Here is a 16127-nt window from a genome sequence, read left to right on the forward strand (position 1 = left end):
GTTTTCAAAGTTTCGCTTGGAAATCCTTAACAACTTCAACCACTTGCGCTTCCGATCTCTCGTTAGCGGGAGGCGAATTCTACAGCGTTACTCGCTGCTGTCAACACCTCTTTTTCACCGCTTTCGATCGAGAAGACCGAATCGCCGATAGAGCCAAACAACACCGCTCTACCTGCTCCTTCCAAGCTTCGATAAACTGAAGCCCAACACCTTCGAAACCTACTTAACTCGTTGAATCTCAAGGAGTTTCCCGTTTCGACTGCGCCGGAAGTGGGGCGAATTATAGACTTCCAGAATCTGCCGTCAACCCTTAATTTGATTTTTCTATCTATCGCGTCGAGACGGCACTTAAATAGGGCCGCTATATAGACGGAATCGCTGCATATGCGCAATATACTGCTCAACTCAGCTTCTCCGACCTTACTCTGGACGACACTTCGCAATGACACCCCCCTCACATCGCAGCCTGGCTTCCACCCTGTACCCGGTTGCCTTGCTATTAATAGCCATGGCTTCCATTCAAGCGGGGGCTTCCCTCGCCAAAAGCATGTTCCCGGTAGTGGGCGCGCAAGGTACTACAACGCTGCGACTCATCTTCGCCAGCCTCATCATGCTGTTGATGCTACGCCCCTGGCGCGCCAAGCTCACCGCCCAGTCCCTGCGCACGGTGATCGTCTATGGGATGGCACTGGGCGGCATGAACTTCCTCTTCTATATGTCAGTTCGTACCGTTCCGTTGGGTATCGCCGTTGCGCTGGAATTTACCGGGCCTCTGGCAGTCGCCATTTACGCCTCGCGCCGGGCCATCGACTTTCTCTGGATTGCCCTGGCAGTGGTTGGCCTGTTGCTGCTCATCCCGACCGGCGCGACCAGTTCCGGTATCGATCTGGTAGGTGCCGGCTACGCACTCGGTGCCGGTTTCTGCTGGGCGCTGTACATCCTGTTTGGCCAGAAAGCCGGAGCGGACAATGGTGTGCAGACCGCTGCACTGGGGGTCATGATCGCGGCCCTGTTCGTCGCGCCTATCGGCATTGTCCACGCCGGCGCCGCACTGCTCACACCAAGCCTGATTCCAATTGCCATCGGCGTCGCGATCCTGTCCACAGCCCTGCCCTATACGTTGGAAATGATTTCCCTGACTCGAATGCCTGCCCGCACCTTCGGCACCCTGATGAGCATCGAACCGGCAATCGCAGCCTTGTCGGGACTCGTCTTTCTTCAGGAGTACTTGTCCCTGGCCCAGTGGATGGCCATCACCTGCATCATCCTCGCGTCGGTGGGTGCAACGCTGACCATGGCCAACACGGCAAAGCCTGCCGTCGCGGCAGATTGAAGCAGGATTTAACGAAGCTCTGGTATTTGCCGCGCATTTAGGCCATGTTTAGGTTCGTAACCTAATGTCAGACATGGATTTTTTCATACAGGACGTCATGAACGCTTCACGCAAGAGCGAACACGATCGTACGCGGACACAAGATCCGCGGCGATTATAAGGACGGGAATGAAACGAATTTTGATACTGATCGCCGTACTCGCAGTAGCGGGCTGTGCGGCGACATCGAAAACTGAAGTCAAGCGCGGCAAAAAAGGCCTGCACATCAACTGCTCCGGCCTGTCCTCATCCTGGGACCAGTGCGCCGCCAGCGCTGCCAACTCATGTGCTCCCAAGGGTTACAAGGTCATTGCCAAGTCCGGCGACGCCGTCGAAGAACCCGGGGATTATCCCTTCGGCCTCAATCCCGCCGGCTATACCAGCCGCAGCATGATTGTGATCTGCAAATAAGCGACCTCAGTCGAGCCCTCGTTCGGCCATTCGACGACTGATTTCCTCATGGCTGGACCTGAGGACGTCACGCTGGACCTGCGGCGTGACCAGCATCCGCGCAACCACCAACGCCCCCACGCATTGAGACAGAATGGCCCAGGCCAGGCTGTCGCTTCCCAATATCCGCGCCCAACTTTCGTGCAAACGACAGATCCACGTTTGCGCCGCCTCCCTCACTTGGACATCCGATCGTGCGATCTCAGCGCCCAGTACCGGCAACGCACACCCTGCCTCGGGCTGCTCGACATGGCTCATGCTCAAATACTGCTTGAGGCAGCGCTCCAGTTTCATCGAGTCCATTGCACCGTCGCCGCTCAAGCGGTCGAGGCTTTGGGCCAGTTCCCGCTCAACAATGGCCTTGAACAGCTCATCCTTGGATGAAAAGTGGCTGTAGAACGCGCCGCCGCTCAACCCGATCGCTTTCATCAGGCCATCGACACCGACCGTGGAGAAACCTGATTTCTTGGCGGATACGGCACTGCTGGCCAGCAGTTTCTCGCGGGTTTCCATTTTGTGATTGGCTGAATATCTCATGGTCCTGCCCCTGATCGCTCACCTTGACGCTTGCCGGATCTTAGCATAACGTCCGTTTAGTTAACGATCGTTTACCAATGAGGCTAACCATGAATAATAAGAAGGTCGTACTGGTTGTAGGCGCAGGCGACGCCACTGGCGGAGCGATTGCCAAACGCTTCGCCCAGGAAGGTTACGTGGCCTGTGTGACCCGTCGCAGCGCCGATAAACTCGAGCCGCTGGTCAACGGCATCCGCGCCGAAGGCGGCGAAGCCCACGGGTTTGCCTGTGATGCACGCAAAGAAGACGACGTGATCGCACTCATCGAGCAAATAGAGAACCAGATCGGCCCGATCGAAGCCTTCGTGTTCAACATCGGCGCCAACGTCCCCTGCAGCATCCTGGAAGAAACCGCGCGCAAGTATTTCAAGATCTGGGAAATGGCCTGCTTCTCAGGCTTTCTCAATGCACGGGAAGTGGCCAAGCATATGGTCAAGCGCCAGCGCGGGACGATCCTGTTTACTGGGGCAACGGCGGGACTGCGCGGTGCTTCGGGGTTCGCCGCATTCGCGGGCGCGAAACATGGCATCCGGGCACTGGCCCAGAGCATGGCCCGTGAGCTGGGACCGCTGAATATCCATGTGGCTCATGTGGTGGTGGACGGCGCGATCGACACCGACTTCATCCGCGATCATTTCCCGGAAAAGTATGCCACCAAGGATCAGGACGGCATCCTGAACCCCGAACACATTGCCGACAATTATTGGTACCTGCACAGCCAACCCCGCGACGCCTGGACCTTCGAGCTGGACCTGCGCCCTTGGAGCGAACGCTGGTAACCCCTCCCCTCATAACAACAAGAGAGCAGACACCATGAGCAAATCAGTGGAGTTTTACTTCGACCTCGGCAGCCCGACCACGTACCTGGCCTACACCCAGCTGCCAACGCTGTGTGCACAGACAAACAGCCAGTTGATCTACCGTCCGATGTTATTGGGGGGCGTCTTCAAGGCGACCGGTAACGCATCGCCGGCAACAGTGCCGGCCAAGAATCCTTACCTGTTCAAGGATCTGAATCGCTTCGCCAAACGCTACGGCGTCGCGTTCAAGTTCAATCCACACTTTCCCGTCAACACACTGCTGCTGATGCGCGCAGTGACCGGCATGCAACTGCGCCACCCCGAACGCTTCGAGGCATTCGTCGATTGCCTGTTCCGCGCCTTTTGGGTGGACGCCCGCAACCTCAATGACCCGGCGACTGTCGCATCGGTCCTGAACGAAGGCGGTTTCGACGCCGACTACGTGCTGGCCCTGACGAGCGACGAGCAGGTTAAACAAGCACTCAAGAGCGCCACCGAAGCAGCCATCGGCCGGGGCATATTTGGCGCCCCGAGCATGTTTGTCGGCAACGAGCTGTTTTTCGGCCAGGATCGGCTGGACTTCGTCCGTGAAGCCCTCGCCTGACCCTATAGATCAGATCGCCATCGTCCGGGTGTTGAGCCATTGCAGTGCGTCACCGTCCAGCAATGGGCTCAATCGACGCTGAACCTCGGCATGGTAGGCGTTGAACCAGTCTTTTTCATCCTGGGTCAGCAGCGAAGGTTCCAGGCAGCGGGTGTCGATCGGGCACAGGGTGAGGGTTTCGAACTCAAGGAACTCACCGAACTCGCTGCTTCCGGCTTCGCGGTTCAGCACCAGGTTCTCGATGCGCACACCCCAGCGGCCGGGACGATAAGTGCCCGGTTCGATCGAGGTGATCATCCCGGCCTGCATCGCCGTTTGCGGCGCGGCAGCGGCTTGATAGGCAATTACCTGCGGGCCTTCGTGGACATTGAGGAAATAGCCTACGCCATGGCCGGTGCCGTGGCCGTAATCGACCTGTTCCGCCCAGATCGGCGCCCGAGCGATGGCATCCAGCAGGGGTGAAAGAATGCCCCGCGGAAATTTGGCCCGGGACAGGGCAATCACCCCCTTGAGCACGCGCGTGCAATCACGTTTCTGCTCAGCGGTGGGTGTTCCGACCGGCACCATACGGGTGATGTCCGTGGTGCCTCCCAAATACTGGCCGCCGGAATCGATCAGCAACAGGCCATCACCTTCGATGACCGCATGGGCTTCTTCCGTGGCGTGGTAATGAGGCATCGCGCCGTTGGCGTTAAAGGCGGCGATGGTGTTGAAACTCAGGGAGACGAAGTCTGGCCGGCGCATGCGGGCGGCGGTCAGGTGCTCGTCGATGGTCAGCTCGGTGATGCGCTCGCGGCCCCAGGCTCCTTCCAGCCAGGCGAAAAACTCACAGAGCGCCGCGCCGTCCTGCTCCATGGCGCGACGGATGTGCTCGGCGTCGGCCAGGCTTTTACGCGATTTAGCCAACGTCGTTGGATTCAGGCCTTCGACCAGCTTCACGCCGCTGCCCAGGTTGTCCAGCAAACCGACCGTCACCCGCGCCGGATCGATCTGCAGGCTCGCGCCGTCCGGCACTTCACGCAACGCGGTGGCGGCTTCGCTGTAATCGCGCAGGGTCACGCCGTCCTGTTCAAGAACGGCACGCAGCGCTGCGTCAACCTTGTCCAGGGCCACGAACAGCGTTGCCTGTTGCTGGCTGATCAAGGCAAAGGAGACGAACACCGGGTTGAACGACACATCCGCACCGCGCAGGTTGAACAACCAGGCGATGTCGTCCAGCGTGGCGATGAAATGCCAGTCGGCACCACGCTCCTGGAGGGATTCACGCAACTTGGCGAGTTTTTCGACGCGGCTGACGGTCGCCTGGGGTGGCAAATGGGCATAGACCGGTTGATCCGGCAAACTCGGGCGACCGTCCCAGACCTCCTTGAGCAGGTCGATGTCGGTGCGCAACCGCGCGCCGCGTTCGGCGAGCTTGCCGCCCAGGGTGCGGGCCGAGGCCACGGCCATGACAGCACCATCGACCGCGACCACCCCACCCTCGGGCGTTTGTTCGGCCAGCCAGTCCAGCGGACCGGGCTGGCCCGGGATGAGCTTGACCAACTCGATACCGCTGCCCTCCAGTTCCTTGGTCGCCTGCTCCCAATAACGGCTGTCGGCCCAGACACCAGCGAAACTGCCGGTCACGATCAAGGTACCCACCGAACCATGGAACCCCGACAGCCATTGCCGTCCCTGCCAATAACCCGGCAGGTATTCAGACAGATGCGGGTCGGCCGATGGCACCAGCAATGCGTGAACGCCCTCTCGGCTCATCAGTTGACGGATTCGGGCCAGGCGCTGGGGAACCAGTCCATGGGGCAAAGGCTCGGTGCTCATTGTTTCTCCTGCTCATTGAAATTGTTGTTCGATGCCGAAGACGGCTTATTGAGTGGTGGCCCAGAATGCCGGCGCAGTCGCGCACGCGGCCTTGATCAACCGCACCGCCTCATCGATATCCTGCTCGGTGGTAAAGCGCCCCAAGCTCAAGCGAATGGTCCGCCCGGCCGCCCGGGCATCGTGCCCCAGGGCCAGCAGCACGTGGGACGGCGTGTTCTGCGCCGAATTACAGGCCGAGGTCGCGGAAAATGCAATCGATGCGCCTAATGCTACCGGGTTGAACTCACCTTCGTTGAACGTCAGGCTCAGGGTGTGGGGAATCCGGCAGCTTGCACTGCCGTTTATACACACTCCGGGCAAGGCCAGCAGCGGCTCGAGCAAACGATTGCGCAATCGGGCGATTTTAGCGAGTTCTTCTTCGAATGCCGCGGCTGCCAGTTCGAATGCGGCGCCCATGGCGGCAATCTGGTGGGTCGCCAAGGTCCTGGAACGCAAACCGCCCTCGTGGCCACCGCCATGAATCTGCGCCGACAGCCGTGGTCGGGCGCGATCGCCGACGTAGAGCGCACCGATACCCTTGGGACCGTAGATTTTATGCGCGGAAAAAGACATCAGGTCCACCGGCCAGCGGGCCAGGTCGATCTGCACCTTGCCGGCGCCTTGGGCGGCGTCCACATGAAACAACGCACCGCGCTCTCGAACGATCTCGCCGATGGCGATGACGTCGTTGACGGTGCCCAGTTCGTTGTTCACCAACATCAGCGACACCAGGAACGTGTCTTCACGCAACGCCTCGCGAACCGCCTGTGGGCTGACAAGCCCCTCGGCGTCCGGCGCCAACCAGGTGACCGCGACGCCGCTCTCTTCGAGTTGGCGCGCCGTATCGAGAATCGCCTTGTGCTCGATCAGGCTGGTGATGATGTGGCCGGCGGAACCGCCGCGCGCCTGGGCTACGCCCTTGAGAGCCAGGTTGTTGGATTCGGTGGCGCCGGACGTCCAGACGATCTGTTCGGGCTGGGCCCCCACCAATTGCGCCACCTGCTGGCGGGCACGCTCCACCGAGCGCCGGGCCTCCTGGCCGAAGGCGTGGGAACTGGAGGCCGGGTTGCCAAAATTGCCGTCAAAGCCCAGACACTCGACCATGACCCGAATGACCCGCTCATCCACCGGCGTGGTGGCGGCGTAGTCGAAATATAAAGGACGTTTATTCATAGGAAACTCGCAGAGCCTGCTCCGGGATCAGGCGCCCTCGTTGGGTTCGAGACTAGCAATACCTGATCAAAGACCTTAAAGAAGTCGGACTTCATTTAAAAGTGCGTAGGAACGCTCCTGAACAGCGAGCTTAGCAGGCATCGCGTCGAAGCTCAGCCCTCAACTGATGCTTTCGAGCAACAACGGATACATCGAAGCGACCAACAACAGCGCCATGCCCCAGTTGAACACGCGCAGCCAGCGACGGTCCCGCAACAGGTTGCGCAACAGGCTGCCGCACACCACCCACAGGCTCACGCTTGGCAGGTTGATCAAGGCAAACACCGCCGCAATCACCAGCACATTGAAGAAGTAGCCTTGGAGTGGCGTGTAGGTGCTGATGGCACCGATGGCCATGATCCAGGCCTTGGGATTGACCCATTGGAACGCCGCGGCGCCCCAATAGCTGATCGGCGTATTGTTCCCCGGCTGGCTGTCCGAAACCGGACCGGAGTGGGCAATTTTCCACGCCAGGTACAACAGGTACGCGGCACCGATGTAGCGCAGCGCGGTATAGAGCAGTGGATAAGTCTGGAACACCGCACCCAGGCCAAGGCCTACCGCCAGCACCAGGGAAAAGAAGCCGCAGGTAATGCCCAGCATGTGCGGAATGGTGCGGTTGAAACCGAAATTGACACCCGAGGCCAACAACATGGTGTTGTTAGGGCCGGGCGTGATCGAAGTCACCAGGGCAAACAGGGCGAAGCCCAGCAGTAGGTCAAGCGAAAGGGTCATGTCAGGTCAGTCCATCAGGGGCGGTCAGTCAAGTCACGACCCTACCCCACGTCCTGGCCCAAACCCACGGACAGTTAGGCAAAACTTTGAGCGGTACAGTCCCTTAGCTTGACCGGCCTGGCTGTTGCACGGCCTGCTCGGCGCTCATCTGGCCTTGATCGTCGAACCCCACGTTTTTCGGCGACGAGCCGAGCAGCTCGGCTTTCTTGGCGTGGTACTCCTCGAACGAAAGGCCTCGGCGATTCAAGGCTTCAAGGGCCAGTTCGCGAGTCTCGTCGGCGGTGTAGGGGCGCAGCTCCGGGGAGGAGCTGGCGCAACCGCCCAGGAGGGTGGCGGTCAACAGCAGCAAAACAGCTAAAGTACGGTTCATGGCGGGTGTCCGGTGTTCTAGAGTTGGGCGATGAACAAAGGCTACCCGCCGGCCCTGCGCGGCAGAAATCAACCCTTTCGATAGTGGGTATTGCCTACTTGGATCAGCCGTTGCGCTTAATCGACCAACTGGCAATGCAGCGCGTTGTCCAGGCTGCGCTCAATGTTGCGTAGCACCTGGAACGAACCGAACGTGACGGCTTTGGCACGATGCGCCTGGACCAGCCGCCAGAAACCCGAGTCGCCACTTTCGAAGCTTCGAAGCGCCGCCTCGCCGGCCTCGCGGGTTTGCCACTGCAAATAGTTGAGCACGCGCCGTCCATCCTCGCTGGCCTGGATACTCGCACTCAGGAAACCCTGGTGGTCCCGGGCCAGGCGCTCGGTCTGTTCCGACAAGGCTGTGACCAGCGCCTGCTGCCATTGAGGTTCGATGTCGAATTCCATCAGTTGGGTGAAACTGCGATTGTTCCTTGGCGATTGCATGAAAGGTCCCCTATGCAGGCTGATCTTGCGATCCGAAGGCGTGCAGGGTAAAACCTCTAGTTAAGTCAAGGTCAAGTGGTGAATTGCAGCGATGACGCAGATCGATGTCCACAAGGAACTCACCGTCGGCCAAGTGGCCGCCCGCAGCGGCGTGGCGGTGACCGCCCTGCACTTCTACGAATCCAAGGGGCTGATCAAAAGCACGCGTAATCCGGGCAACCAACGTCGTTACCCTCGGGCGGTGTTGCGCCGCGTGGCGCTGATCAAGGTCGCCCAGCGCCTGGGCATTCCCCTGGCGGAGATTGGCAAGGCGTTGCACAACCTTCCAGACAACCGCGCCCCGACCGCCGCCGACTGGCAGACCTTGTCGGCACAGTGGAGCCGGGACCTGGACGAGCGCATCAGCCAATTGATGGCGCTGCGTGATCGACTCAACGGTTGCATTGGCTGCGGATGCCTGTCGATGGAAGCGTGTCCGCTGCGCAATCAGGGCGATGTGCTGGGCCAGCAGGGGCCGGGAGCCCATCTGCTGGAATAGCCCTGAAGCGTTCGTCGGGCTCCACGCCCACCCAGGCTCGCAGGCCTATAGTGGAGGGGCGCAAATCGACGAAGGCTCTCTTCGCCTCCCATAACAAAAGGAGAAACGTCATGGGCGTCAACGCTATTCCCGAAGGTTTCCATAACATCACGCCCTACCTGGGCATTCAAAAAGCCGCCGAAGCCATCGACTTCTATAAAAAAGCCTTCAATGCCACCGAGGTCATGCGCCTGGCCATGCCCGACGGCGGCATCGGGCACGCCGAGCTGCGGATCAACGGGTATCCGATCATGCTCGGTACGCCTTGCGACCAAGGCCCGCTGAGCAACCCGGACACATCGCCATCGGTCGGCCTGCATCTCTATGTCGAAGATGTGGACAGCGCATTCGCCCAGGCCATTGCCGCGGGCGGCACGGTGATTTCCGAGGTCAAGGACCAGTTCTATGGGGATCGCACCGGCACCTTGAAGGATCCCTATGGGCATCTATGGTTCCTGGCGACACACAAAGAGGATCTGAGCCAGGAACAGATCGAGCAACGGGCCAGGGAGATGTTTCAACAAGGCTGACGGTCCCTGTGGCCAGGAGCTCACTCCTGGCCACAGCAACACTAAAACTAAACGCGAAACATTTTCTTTCATCTTTCCCTTCAGGATTGGGATCGCTCGTTCGTCTTAATTAGATGCAGCAGGCCGCGTCGGCAAAAGCCACGGCCTGCTTTTTGGGTTCACAGGTGTTACGAAGCCCGTAATACGCAACCTTTCATCGAATCAAGACGTTCAATCATGTCGAAGAAATCCCGCTCCAAACTCTGGTTCCTGGTCCATAGCTGGCTGGCATTGCCCATCTGGTTCTTCGTGCTCATTGTCTGCGTCACCGGCACCCTGGCGGTGGTCAGCCAGGAGATCGTCTGGCTCGTCAACCCTGAGATGCGCGCCAGCAAGCCTTCGGACGATGCCGCGCTGCTCAGCTACGACCAGATCATCAGCGCGATCAAGCAGGCCCAGCCGCAAACCCAGGTGCAAAGAATCATTCGCCCGGACGAGTCGCATTTTGCCCTGGAAGTCGGCGTGACCTACCCTGACGGACGTCCCGACACGGTCTACGTCAACCCGTACAGCGGCGCCATCCAGGGCTCGGCGCCGACGTTCAACTTCCAGGCCTTCACCCGCGCCCTGCATGGCTGGTGGCTGGTGCCGTTCACCAACGGCTACAGCTGGGGCTGGTACCTGGTGTCGTTCCTCGGCCTGCCGTTGCTCGCGTCCTTGGTGACCGGGCTGGTGGTCTACAAGCGTTTCTGGAAAGGCTTCTTGCGTCCGACCCTGCGAATTCGCCATGGCGCGCGGATTTTCTGGGGTGATTTCCACCGGCTCAGCGGTATCTGGTCGATCTGGTTCATCGCGGTCATCTCCGTCACAGGCACCTGGTTCCTGATCCAGGCCTTGCTGGGCGACAACCAGATCTCCATTTCCAGCGAACCGGTCATCCCGGTGGTGGCCCGTGAAAACGTGCCGGTGTCCGTCGACGGCCTGCCGCCCCCGCTGTTGAACCTGGACCGAGCCATCGACATCGCCCAGCAACGCATCCCGGGACTGGAAGCAAGTTTCATCAGCCTGCCCGCCAATGCCTACAGCCATCTGGAAATCGGCGGCCGCGGCTGGTATCCGCTGATGTTCCAGACTGCCACCATCAACCCCTACAACGGTGACGTGGCCGCCTCGCGGCTGCTGTCCGATCGCACGACCCTGGAGTTCGTCACCGAATCCATGCGGCCCTTGCACACCGGGGATTTTGGCGGCCTCTGGATCAAGCTCATCTGGTTTTTCTTCGGCTTGATCATGAGCATGATGGTCCTCAGCGGGCTGCTGATCTGGACCAAACGCACGGCCCTGGCCACCGCCAATGCCTTCAAGCGTAGCCAAAAACCCACCCGTGGCGCCCGCCTCGCGCAGGCATTGCAGCCGTCCGTCCACCGCGAATCGTCGGAGGGCAGCCTGTGAACCCATCCAATGCCGCTTCATCACCGTCGCGCCTGAGCCTGTTCTGGCATAAATGGCGTTTCCACCTCAACGTGCTATTGCTGCTGATCCCCCTGGGGTTCATGCCCAAATACCTCTCCGAAGCCGCGCTGTTCCGCGGTGATGCCGGGCTGGGCGAGCGGGAAGTCGGCGAAGTCAAGGTCGGACCCTGGAGCCTGCGCCTGGCGGAATTTCGCAACGAAGCCCCACGCGTCCAAGGGCCTGCCGGGCCCATGAAGCACTTCAACGCGGCCCTGTGCCAAAGCTGTACCGGCCAGGTCAAGGCCACCTACCTGCGCATCGGCAAACCTCGCAGCCTCAGGGCCGCCGGGGTGATTTTCTTCGGATCGCCCTACCGTATGGGTGCCTTGTTGCCAGTCCCGGCAAAGACCCAGCCCGACGCCGAACTGTGGATAACCCTGGAGGGTTGGGACGGTTCGATGCATCAGGCTTCCATCCCCCTGAACCAGGCCTCCCCGGCTACCGTCGCCTGGCTGAAGAATCAAGGAGCCAAACCATGACCCTTCGCGCCTTATCCAAGGGCTTGGCGCTGCTGTTATGCGTCGGCGCAAGCACCAGCGTCCTGGCCCACAACCCGATGTGCGAGTGCAAGGCCATCGACGCCGAGCAGATCCAATGCACCGGTGGTTTTTCCGACGGCAGCGGTGCGCCGGGGGTGACCCTCGACGTGATCGGTTATGACGAAACCATCCTCGTCCCGGGCAAGCTCGGCGCCGACTCGAAGCTGACCTTCAAAAAACCGAACGCTGAATTCTACGTGCTCTTCGACGCCGGCCCCGGCCACGTGGTGGAAATCGACCAAGCCGACATCGAGGCCCCATGAGCAACGCCACGACTCAAGTCATCCGTCCCGCCGGCGCGGGTCATGAAACCCTGTATGTGTTGCTGCTGTGCCTGGTCATCGTGCTGGTGGCCGGGTCCGTGGTGGCCTGGCATGGCAAAGCCGAAGAGGCCCCTCACCTGGCCTCGAACCAGCTCGACGCCCGCCGCGATCTCAGCGCCGCCGAGCAAGGTATCTATGCCGACCTGCGGGTGACCCTGGATGAAATCCGCTTGCTGCGCGAAGACCAGCAAACCCTGCCCGCTCCGCAAACCCTGGCCGAGGAAGGCTTCGCGCCGTTCGCCCAGGACGCCAGTTCGGTGAGCCGCGGCGGCCATGCCTGGCAACAACTGCAGGACCAGGCCTACTTCGGCGCCAGTGCCAATTCGTCCGTGGCCGGGTCGTTTCTGATGCGCATCGGCGAAGCGTCCGACGCCGCTCCGGACATCTGGCTCAACCGCAGTACAGGCCTCGCGACGCCCACCATCCTGGACGACACGGCGTTATCCGCCGCTGGCTGGCAACAAATCGTCGCGCAATTCGATGCCGGCGTAACCCGCCAGCACCGGCACTGACCCCACGCCTTCATTCGAGAGAAGACCGTTTGCCCATGCCTATTGCATCCCAACGCCGACCCTTGCTGCGCCTGCTATTGATCGGCCTGCTGGCCTGCCTGTTCACCTCGCCGGTGAGCGCCGAAACAGCCAAGCGCCTGCGCATCGGTATCACCTTGCACCCGTATTACAGCTACGTGGCCAACATCGTCGGTGACAAGGCCGAGGTCGTGCCGCTGATCCCGGCCGGTTTCAACCCCCACGCCTATGAGCCCCGGGCCGAAGACATCAAGCGTATCGGCGGCCTCGATGTGATCGTGCTCAACGGCGTCGGTCACGACGATTTTGCCGACCGCATGATCGCCGCCAGCGAAACCCCGAACGTGAAGGTCATCGAGGCCAACGAGAACGTGCCCCTGCTGGCCGCCACCGGCACCGCCGCCCGAGGCGCGGGCAAAGTGGTAAACCCGCACACTTTCCTGTCCATCAGCGCCTCTATCGCCCAGGTCAATAACATTGCCCGGGAGTTGGGCAAGCTCGACCCGGACAATGCCAAGGCGTACACCCAGAATGCCCGCGCGTACGGCAAGCGCCTGCGGCAGATGCGCGCCGCCGCCCTGGCGAAACTGACCCAGGCCCCCAATGCCGAATTGCGGGTCGCCACGGTGCATGCCGCCTACGACTATCTGCTGCGCGAATTCGGCCTGGAAGTGACCGCCGTGGTCGAGCCGGCCCATGGCATCGAGCCGAGCCCCAGCCAATTGAAGAAAACCATCGATCAATTGCGCGAGCTGGACGTGAAGGTGATCTTTTCGGAGATGGATTTCCCTTCCACCTACGTCGACACCATCCAGCGTGAATCGGGCGTGAAGTTGTACCCGCTCTCGCACATTTCCTACGGCGACTACAGTGCCGAGAAGTACGAAAAAGAAATGGCCGGGAACCTCGACACCGTGGTCCGGGCGATCCAGGAGTCCGGCGCATGACTGTCCAGGAACCCCTCACCCTGCACCGCGCGGGTCCCTTGATTACGTTCGCCGAGGTCAGCCTGAACCTGGGCCGCACCACCATTCTCGATAACGTCGCCTTTCAGGTGGAGCCCGGCAGCATTCATGCCCTGGTCGGCCCTAATGGCGGCGGCAAGAGCTCGCTGATCAAGACCTTGTTGGGGCAGATGCCGCACCAGGGCCGCTTGAGCCTGCAATGGCCGGGCGAACCCGGGGTGATCGGCTACGTGCCCCAGGCGCTGGAATTCGACCGGGGCCTGCCGATGACGGTGGACGATTTCATGGCGGCCATGTGTCAGCGGCGACCGGCGTTTCTCGGTTTGAGCAAGCACTACGCTGGCGCCATTGGCCAGGCTCTGGAGCGGGTCGGCATGCAAGACAAGCGCAAGCGGCGCATGGGCGCGCTGTCCGGCGGCGAGCGGCAACGGGTATTGCTGGCCCAAGGGCTGATTCCCGCGCCACAACTGCTGGTGCTGGATGAACCGATGTCAGCCCTGGATGAGGCCGGCATCCAGGTGTTCGAACGCTTGCTGCAAGACTGGCGCCTGGCCGGGATTACCGTGCTGTGGATCGAACATGACCTAGAGGCCGTCGGACGCTTGGCCGACCGTGTCACCGGCCTGAATCGTCGGGTGCTGTTCGACGGTCCACCGCGCCAGACCCTGACCCCGGAGCGGCTGCTGACGTTGTTTTCCACCCATCCACGCACGAACGGGAGCGCGGCCTGATGAGTTATGAAGCCTTTCGTTTGATGGTCCAGGGCTGGGCATCGGCCGGTTACTTGCCTGAAGCGCTGGCCTACGGTTTCGTGGTCAATGCATTGCTGGCCGGGCTGTTGATCGGCCCGGTACTGGGCGGCCTCGGCACGCTGGTGGTGGTCAAGCGCTTCGCGTTTTTCTCCGAGGCGGTGGGCCATGCGGCGCTGACTGGCGTGGCCATTGGTATCCTGCTCGGTGAACCCTACACCGGGCCTTACGGCAGCCTGTTCGGCTACTGCCTGTTGTTCGGCATCCTGCTCAACTACCTGCGCAACCGCACCGGCCTGGCGCCCGATACGCTGATCGGCGTGTTCCTGTCGGTGTCCCTGGCCCTGGGGGCTAGCCTGCTGCTGATCCTGGCGGGCAAGATCAACGTGCACATCCTGGAAAACGTACTGTTCGGCTCGGTGCTGACGGTCAATGGCAACGACCTGCTGGTACTGGCCGTGGTCGGCTCGCTGGTGATGGCCCTGGCCTTGCCGCTGTACAACCGCATCATGCTCGCCAGCTTCAATCCGCAACTGGCGGCGGTGCGCGGGGTGGCGGTCAAGACCCTGGACTACCTGTTCGTGGTCCTGGTGACGTTGATCACCGTGGCGGCGGTGAAAGTCATCGGCGCCATCCTGGTGGGCGCGTTGCTGGTGATTCCCGCTGCGGCGGCGCGCTTGCTCAGCCAATCATTGAAAGGCTTCTTCTGGTGTTCGGTGCTGATCGCCACCGTCAGTACCTTGTGCGGGATCCTCGCGCCGATTGTGTTCGACCTGCCGATCCCGTCCGGCGCCGCGATCATCCTGGTGGCCGGCATCGCTTTCGCCCTGAGCGCCATCGCCCGGGGTGTCGTCCCCAGCCTCAAAGGGAATCTTGGATAAATGGTTTTTTCACTGCGACAACTGACCCTGGCCGTCGCGTTGTGCGGCGTGGCCGTCACCTCGTCATTCGCCGACGAAAAGGTCCGTCTGCTGGCATCGCTGCCGGTCACCTATGGGTTGAGCGAGGCCTTGCTCAAGGGCACCGACGTCAGCCTGGAGCGGGCCGCGCCCGCCAATCTGCCCGGCACCCGGCAGAGCGCCTACTTCAGCGGCCGGGGCGCACCGGCCTTGAGCAAACTGGCCAGCAATGCCGACGGCGTGATCGGCCTGCGCTCGCTGTGGCCGGACGATCCGCTGTACCCCATGGCCCGACGCAGCAATATCCGCATCGTCGAAGTCGATGCCGCACGCCCGGTGGACGGCGCCCTGCCCGGTATCGCCGTGCAACCGGGCATGATTGACGGCCTGGCAAGCCAACCATGGATGGCCAGCCATAACCTGGGGCGCATGGCCGACGTGATCGCCGCCGACCTGGTGCGCCTGGCCCCGGCGGACAAAACGAAAATCGACGCCAACCTGGCGGCCCTCAAGCAACGCCTGCTCAAACTCAGCGCCGACAGCGAAAAACGCCTCGCCAGCGCCGATAACTTGAGCGTGGTCAGCCTGAGCGAGCATTTCGGCTACCTGATCAGCGGGCTCAACCTGGACGCCATCAGCACCGACACCCGGCCCGACGCCGAGTGGACAGCCGAAGCCCTCAAGCAGTTGAGTGCGACATTGAAAGACAACGACGTGGCGCTGGTGCTGCATCATCGCCAGCCCTCGGATCCGCTGAAGGCCGCCATTACCGAAGGAGGTAGCCGGTTGCTTGTGCTGAGCACCGACGGGGCCGACCCGGTGGCGGAGCTGGAAAATAATGTAGGGCTGGTGATCACAGCGCTGACAGGAGGCTGACAGTCATCCGCTGTGGGACCATCACATTCTTTTTGGCTGATACACCGCTTTCGCGAGCAAGCCCGCTCCCACAGGTTTGATCGTGGATGTTCGAAGATTCTGTGCTCACCACAAATCCACTGTGGGAGCGAGCCTGCTCGCGATGAGGTCGGCACATTCAACATTGATGTGGACTGACACACCGCTTTCG

20 protein-coding genes are annotated in these 16127 nt (G+C 61.3%); 14 read left to right on the forward strand and 6 right to left on the reverse strand.

Annotated elements, in window-relative coordinates; all coding sequences use genetic code 11:
• The first annotated feature begins 442 nt into the window (after positions 1–442).
• Both rhtA and J3361_RS26035 read left to right on the forward strand, forming a co-directional pair.
• A complete protein-coding gene (gene rhtA, locus J3361_RS26030; protein WP_207966963.1) occupies positions 443–1333 on the forward strand; it encodes a threonine/homoserine exporter RhtA in 891 nt (296 codons plus the stop codon).
• 168 nt (positions 1334–1501) lie between these two features.
• Positions 1502–1783: a hypothetical protein gene (locus J3361_RS26035; protein WP_014337379.1), complete on the forward strand. Its 282-nt coding sequence runs from the start codon at positions 1502–1504 to the stop codon at positions 1781–1783.
• 6 nt (positions 1784–1789) lie between these two features.
• Here J3361_RS26035 and J3361_RS26040 read toward each other — a convergent pair whose 3' ends face one another.
• Positions 1790–2359, reverse strand: coding sequence for a TetR/AcrR family transcriptional regulator (locus tag J3361_RS26040; protein WP_207966964.1), 570 nt, complete (start codon positions 2357–2359; stop codon positions 1790–1792).
• Positions 2360–2448: 89 nt separating this feature from the next.
• On the opposite strand from J3361_RS26040, the gene J3361_RS26045 reads away from it, so the two are divergent.
• On the forward strand, positions 2449–3177 hold the full coding sequence (locus J3361_RS26045; protein ID WP_207966965.1) for an SDR family oxidoreductase: 729 nt from the start codon (positions 2449–2451) through the stop codon (positions 3175–3177).
• A 34-nt stretch (positions 3178–3211) separates the two neighbouring features.
• On the forward strand, positions 3212–3802 hold the full coding sequence (locus J3361_RS26050; RefSeq protein ID WP_207966966.1) for a 2-hydroxychromene-2-carboxylate isomerase: 591 nt from the start codon (positions 3212–3214) through the stop codon (positions 3800–3802).
• Positions 3803–3811: 9 nt separating this feature from the next.
• On the opposite strand, the gene J3361_RS26055 is transcribed toward J3361_RS26050, so the two are convergent.
• The 5 genes from J3361_RS26055 to J3361_RS26075 form a co-directional block, all read right to left on the reverse strand.
• Positions 3812–5620, reverse strand: coding sequence for an aminopeptidase P family protein (locus J3361_RS26055; RefSeq protein WP_207966967.1), 1809 nt, complete (start codon positions 5618–5620; stop codon positions 3812–3814).
• A gap of 45 nt (positions 5621–5665) precedes the next feature.
• Positions 5666–6832, reverse strand: a complete 1167-nt coding sequence (locus J3361_RS26060) for an aminotransferase class V-fold PLP-dependent enzyme (protein ID WP_207966968.1) — start codon at positions 6830–6832, stop codon at positions 5666–5668.
• A gap of 159 nt (positions 6833–6991) precedes the next feature.
• On the reverse strand, positions 6992–7606 hold the full coding sequence (locus J3361_RS26065; RefSeq protein ID WP_053123629.1) for a LysE family translocator: 615 nt from the start codon (positions 7604–7606) through the stop codon (positions 6992–6994).
• A gap of 103 nt (positions 7607–7709) precedes the next feature.
• The gene (locus J3361_RS26070; RefSeq protein WP_207966969.1) at positions 7710–7976 is read right to left on the reverse strand and encodes a hypothetical protein; all 267 of its coding nucleotides are present in this window, start codon (positions 7974–7976) and stop codon (positions 7710–7712) included.
• A gap of 116 nt (positions 7977–8092) precedes the next feature.
• Positions 8093–8458 carry an antibiotic biosynthesis monooxygenase gene (locus J3361_RS26075; RefSeq protein ID WP_207966970.1) on the reverse strand — a complete coding sequence of 122 codons (366 nt, stop codon included), beginning with the start codon at positions 8456–8458 and terminating at the stop codon, positions 8093–8095.
• A gap of 91 nt (positions 8459–8549) precedes the next feature.
• Between J3361_RS26075 and soxR the strand changes: the two genes are divergently transcribed.
• The 10 genes from soxR (at position 8550) to J3361_RS26125 (ending at position 15937) form a co-directional block, all read left to right on the forward strand.
• Entirely contained in the window at positions 8550–8996 is a 447-nt protein-coding gene (gene soxR, locus J3361_RS26080; protein WP_207966971.1) for a redox-sensitive transcriptional activator SoxR, read from the forward strand.
• Positions 8997–9106: 110 nt separating this feature from the next.
• Complete coding sequence (locus tag J3361_RS26085; protein WP_186730980.1) at positions 9107–9565, forward strand: VOC family protein; 459 nt, start codon at positions 9107–9109, stop codon at positions 9563–9565.
• Between the two features lie 216 nt (positions 9566–9781).
• Positions 9782–10996 carry a PepSY domain-containing protein gene (locus J3361_RS26090; RefSeq protein WP_207966972.1) on the forward strand — a complete coding sequence of 405 codons (1215 nt, stop codon included), beginning with the start codon at positions 9782–9784 and terminating at the stop codon, positions 10994–10996.
• Entirely contained in the window at positions 10993–11535 is a 543-nt protein-coding gene (locus J3361_RS26095) for a thiamine pyrophosphate-binding protein (protein ID WP_207966973.1), read from the forward strand. Before J3361_RS26090 ends, J3361_RS26095 begins: the two co-directional genes overlap by 4 nt.
• Positions 11532–11858, forward strand: coding sequence for a hypothetical protein (locus J3361_RS26100; RefSeq protein ID WP_207966974.1), 327 nt, complete (start codon positions 11532–11534; stop codon positions 11856–11858). Before J3361_RS26095 ends, J3361_RS26100 begins: the two co-directional genes overlap by 4 nt.
• Positions 11855–12430, forward strand: a complete 576-nt coding sequence (locus tag J3361_RS26105; protein ID WP_207966975.1) for a DUF6162 family protein — start codon at positions 11855–11857, stop codon at positions 12428–12430. The genes J3361_RS26100 and J3361_RS26105 overlap by 4 nt, the downstream gene beginning before the upstream one ends.
• 35 nt (positions 12431–12465) lie before the next feature.
• Positions 12466–13395 (forward strand): metal ABC transporter substrate-binding protein, encoded by a 930-nt coding sequence (locus J3361_RS26110; protein WP_053123647.1) that lies wholly within the window; start codon positions 12466–12468, stop codon positions 13393–13395.
• On the forward strand, positions 13392–14144 hold the full coding sequence (locus tag J3361_RS26115; protein WP_207966976.1) for a metal ABC transporter ATP-binding protein: 753 nt from the start codon (positions 13392–13394) through the stop codon (positions 14142–14144). Before J3361_RS26110 ends, J3361_RS26115 begins: the two co-directional genes overlap by 4 nt.
• A complete protein-coding gene (locus J3361_RS26120; RefSeq protein ID WP_014339414.1) occupies positions 14144–15043 on the forward strand; it encodes a metal ABC transporter permease in 900 nt (299 codons plus the stop codon). The genes J3361_RS26115 and J3361_RS26120 overlap by 1 nt, the downstream gene beginning before the upstream one ends.
• Positions 15044–15937 (forward strand): zinc ABC transporter substrate-binding protein, encoded by an 894-nt coding sequence (locus tag J3361_RS26125; protein WP_207966977.1) that lies wholly within the window; start codon positions 15044–15046, stop codon positions 15935–15937.
• Positions 15938–16127: the final 190 nt, after the last annotated feature.

Source organism: Pseudomonas sp. OA65, from assembly GCF_017498305.1.
Lineage (GTDB): Bacteria > Pseudomonadota > Gammaproteobacteria > Pseudomonadales > Pseudomonadaceae > Aquipseudomonas > Aquipseudomonas zanjanensis.

Coding starts and splice junctions, on each gene's coding strand:
- rhtA (WP_207966963.1), top strand. CDS start 443: ATGACACCCCCCTCACATCGCAGCCTGGCTTCCACCCTGTACCCGGTT.
- J3361_RS26105 (WP_207966975.1), top strand. CDS start 11,855: ATGAGCAACGCCACGACTCAAGTCATCCGTCCCGCCGGCGCGGGTCAT.
- J3361_RS26055 (WP_207966967.1), bottom strand. CDS start 5,620: ATGAGCACCGAGCCTTTGCCCCATGGACTGGTTCCCCAGCGCCTGGCC.
- J3361_RS26075 (WP_207966970.1), bottom strand. CDS start 8,458: ATGCAATCGCCAAGGAACAATCGCAGTTTCACCCAACTGATGGAATTC.
- soxR (WP_207966971.1), top strand. CDS start 8,550: ATGACGCAGATCGATGTCCACAAGGAACTCACCGTCGGCCAAGTGGCC.
- J3361_RS26050 (WP_207966966.1), top strand. CDS start 3,212: ATGAGCAAATCAGTGGAGTTTTACTTCGACCTCGGCAGCCCGACCACG.
- J3361_RS26070 (WP_207966969.1), bottom strand. CDS start 7,976: ATGAACCGTACTTTAGCTGTTTTGCTGCTGTTGACCGCCACCCTCCTG.
- J3361_RS26045 (WP_207966965.1), top strand. CDS start 2,449: ATGAATAATAAGAAGGTCGTACTGGTTGTAGGCGCAGGCGACGCCACT.
- J3361_RS26100 (WP_207966974.1), top strand. CDS start 11,532: ATGACCCTTCGCGCCTTATCCAAGGGCTTGGCGCTGCTGTTATGCGTC.
- J3361_RS26115 (WP_207966976.1), top strand. CDS start 13,392: ATGACTGTCCAGGAACCCCTCACCCTGCACCGCGCGGGTCCCTTGATT.
- J3361_RS26090 (WP_207966972.1), top strand. CDS start 9,782: ATGTCGAAGAAATCCCGCTCCAAACTCTGGTTCCTGGTCCATAGCTGG.
- J3361_RS26085 (WP_186730980.1), top strand. CDS start 9,107: ATGGGCGTCAACGCTATTCCCGAAGGTTTCCATAACATCACGCCCTAC.
- J3361_RS26040 (WP_207966964.1), bottom strand. CDS start 2,359: ATGAGATATTCAGCCAATCACAAAATGGAAACCCGCGAGAAACTGCTG.
- J3361_RS26125 (WP_207966977.1), top strand. CDS start 15,044: ATGGTTTTTTCACTGCGACAACTGACCCTGGCCGTCGCGTTGTGCGGC.
- J3361_RS26065 (WP_053123629.1), bottom strand. CDS start 7,606: ATGACCCTTTCGCTTGACCTACTGCTGGGCTTCGCCCTGTTTGCCCTG.
- J3361_RS26060 (WP_207966968.1), bottom strand. CDS start 6,832: ATGAATAAACGTCCTTTATATTTCGACTACGCCGCCACCACGCCGGTG.
- J3361_RS26120 (WP_014339414.1), top strand. CDS start 14,144: ATGAGTTATGAAGCCTTTCGTTTGATGGTCCAGGGCTGGGCATCGGCC.
- J3361_RS26035 (WP_014337379.1), top strand. CDS start 1,502: ATGAAACGAATTTTGATACTGATCGCCGTACTCGCAGTAGCGGGCTGT.
- J3361_RS26110 (WP_053123647.1), top strand. CDS start 12,466: ATGCCTATTGCATCCCAACGCCGACCCTTGCTGCGCCTGCTATTGATC.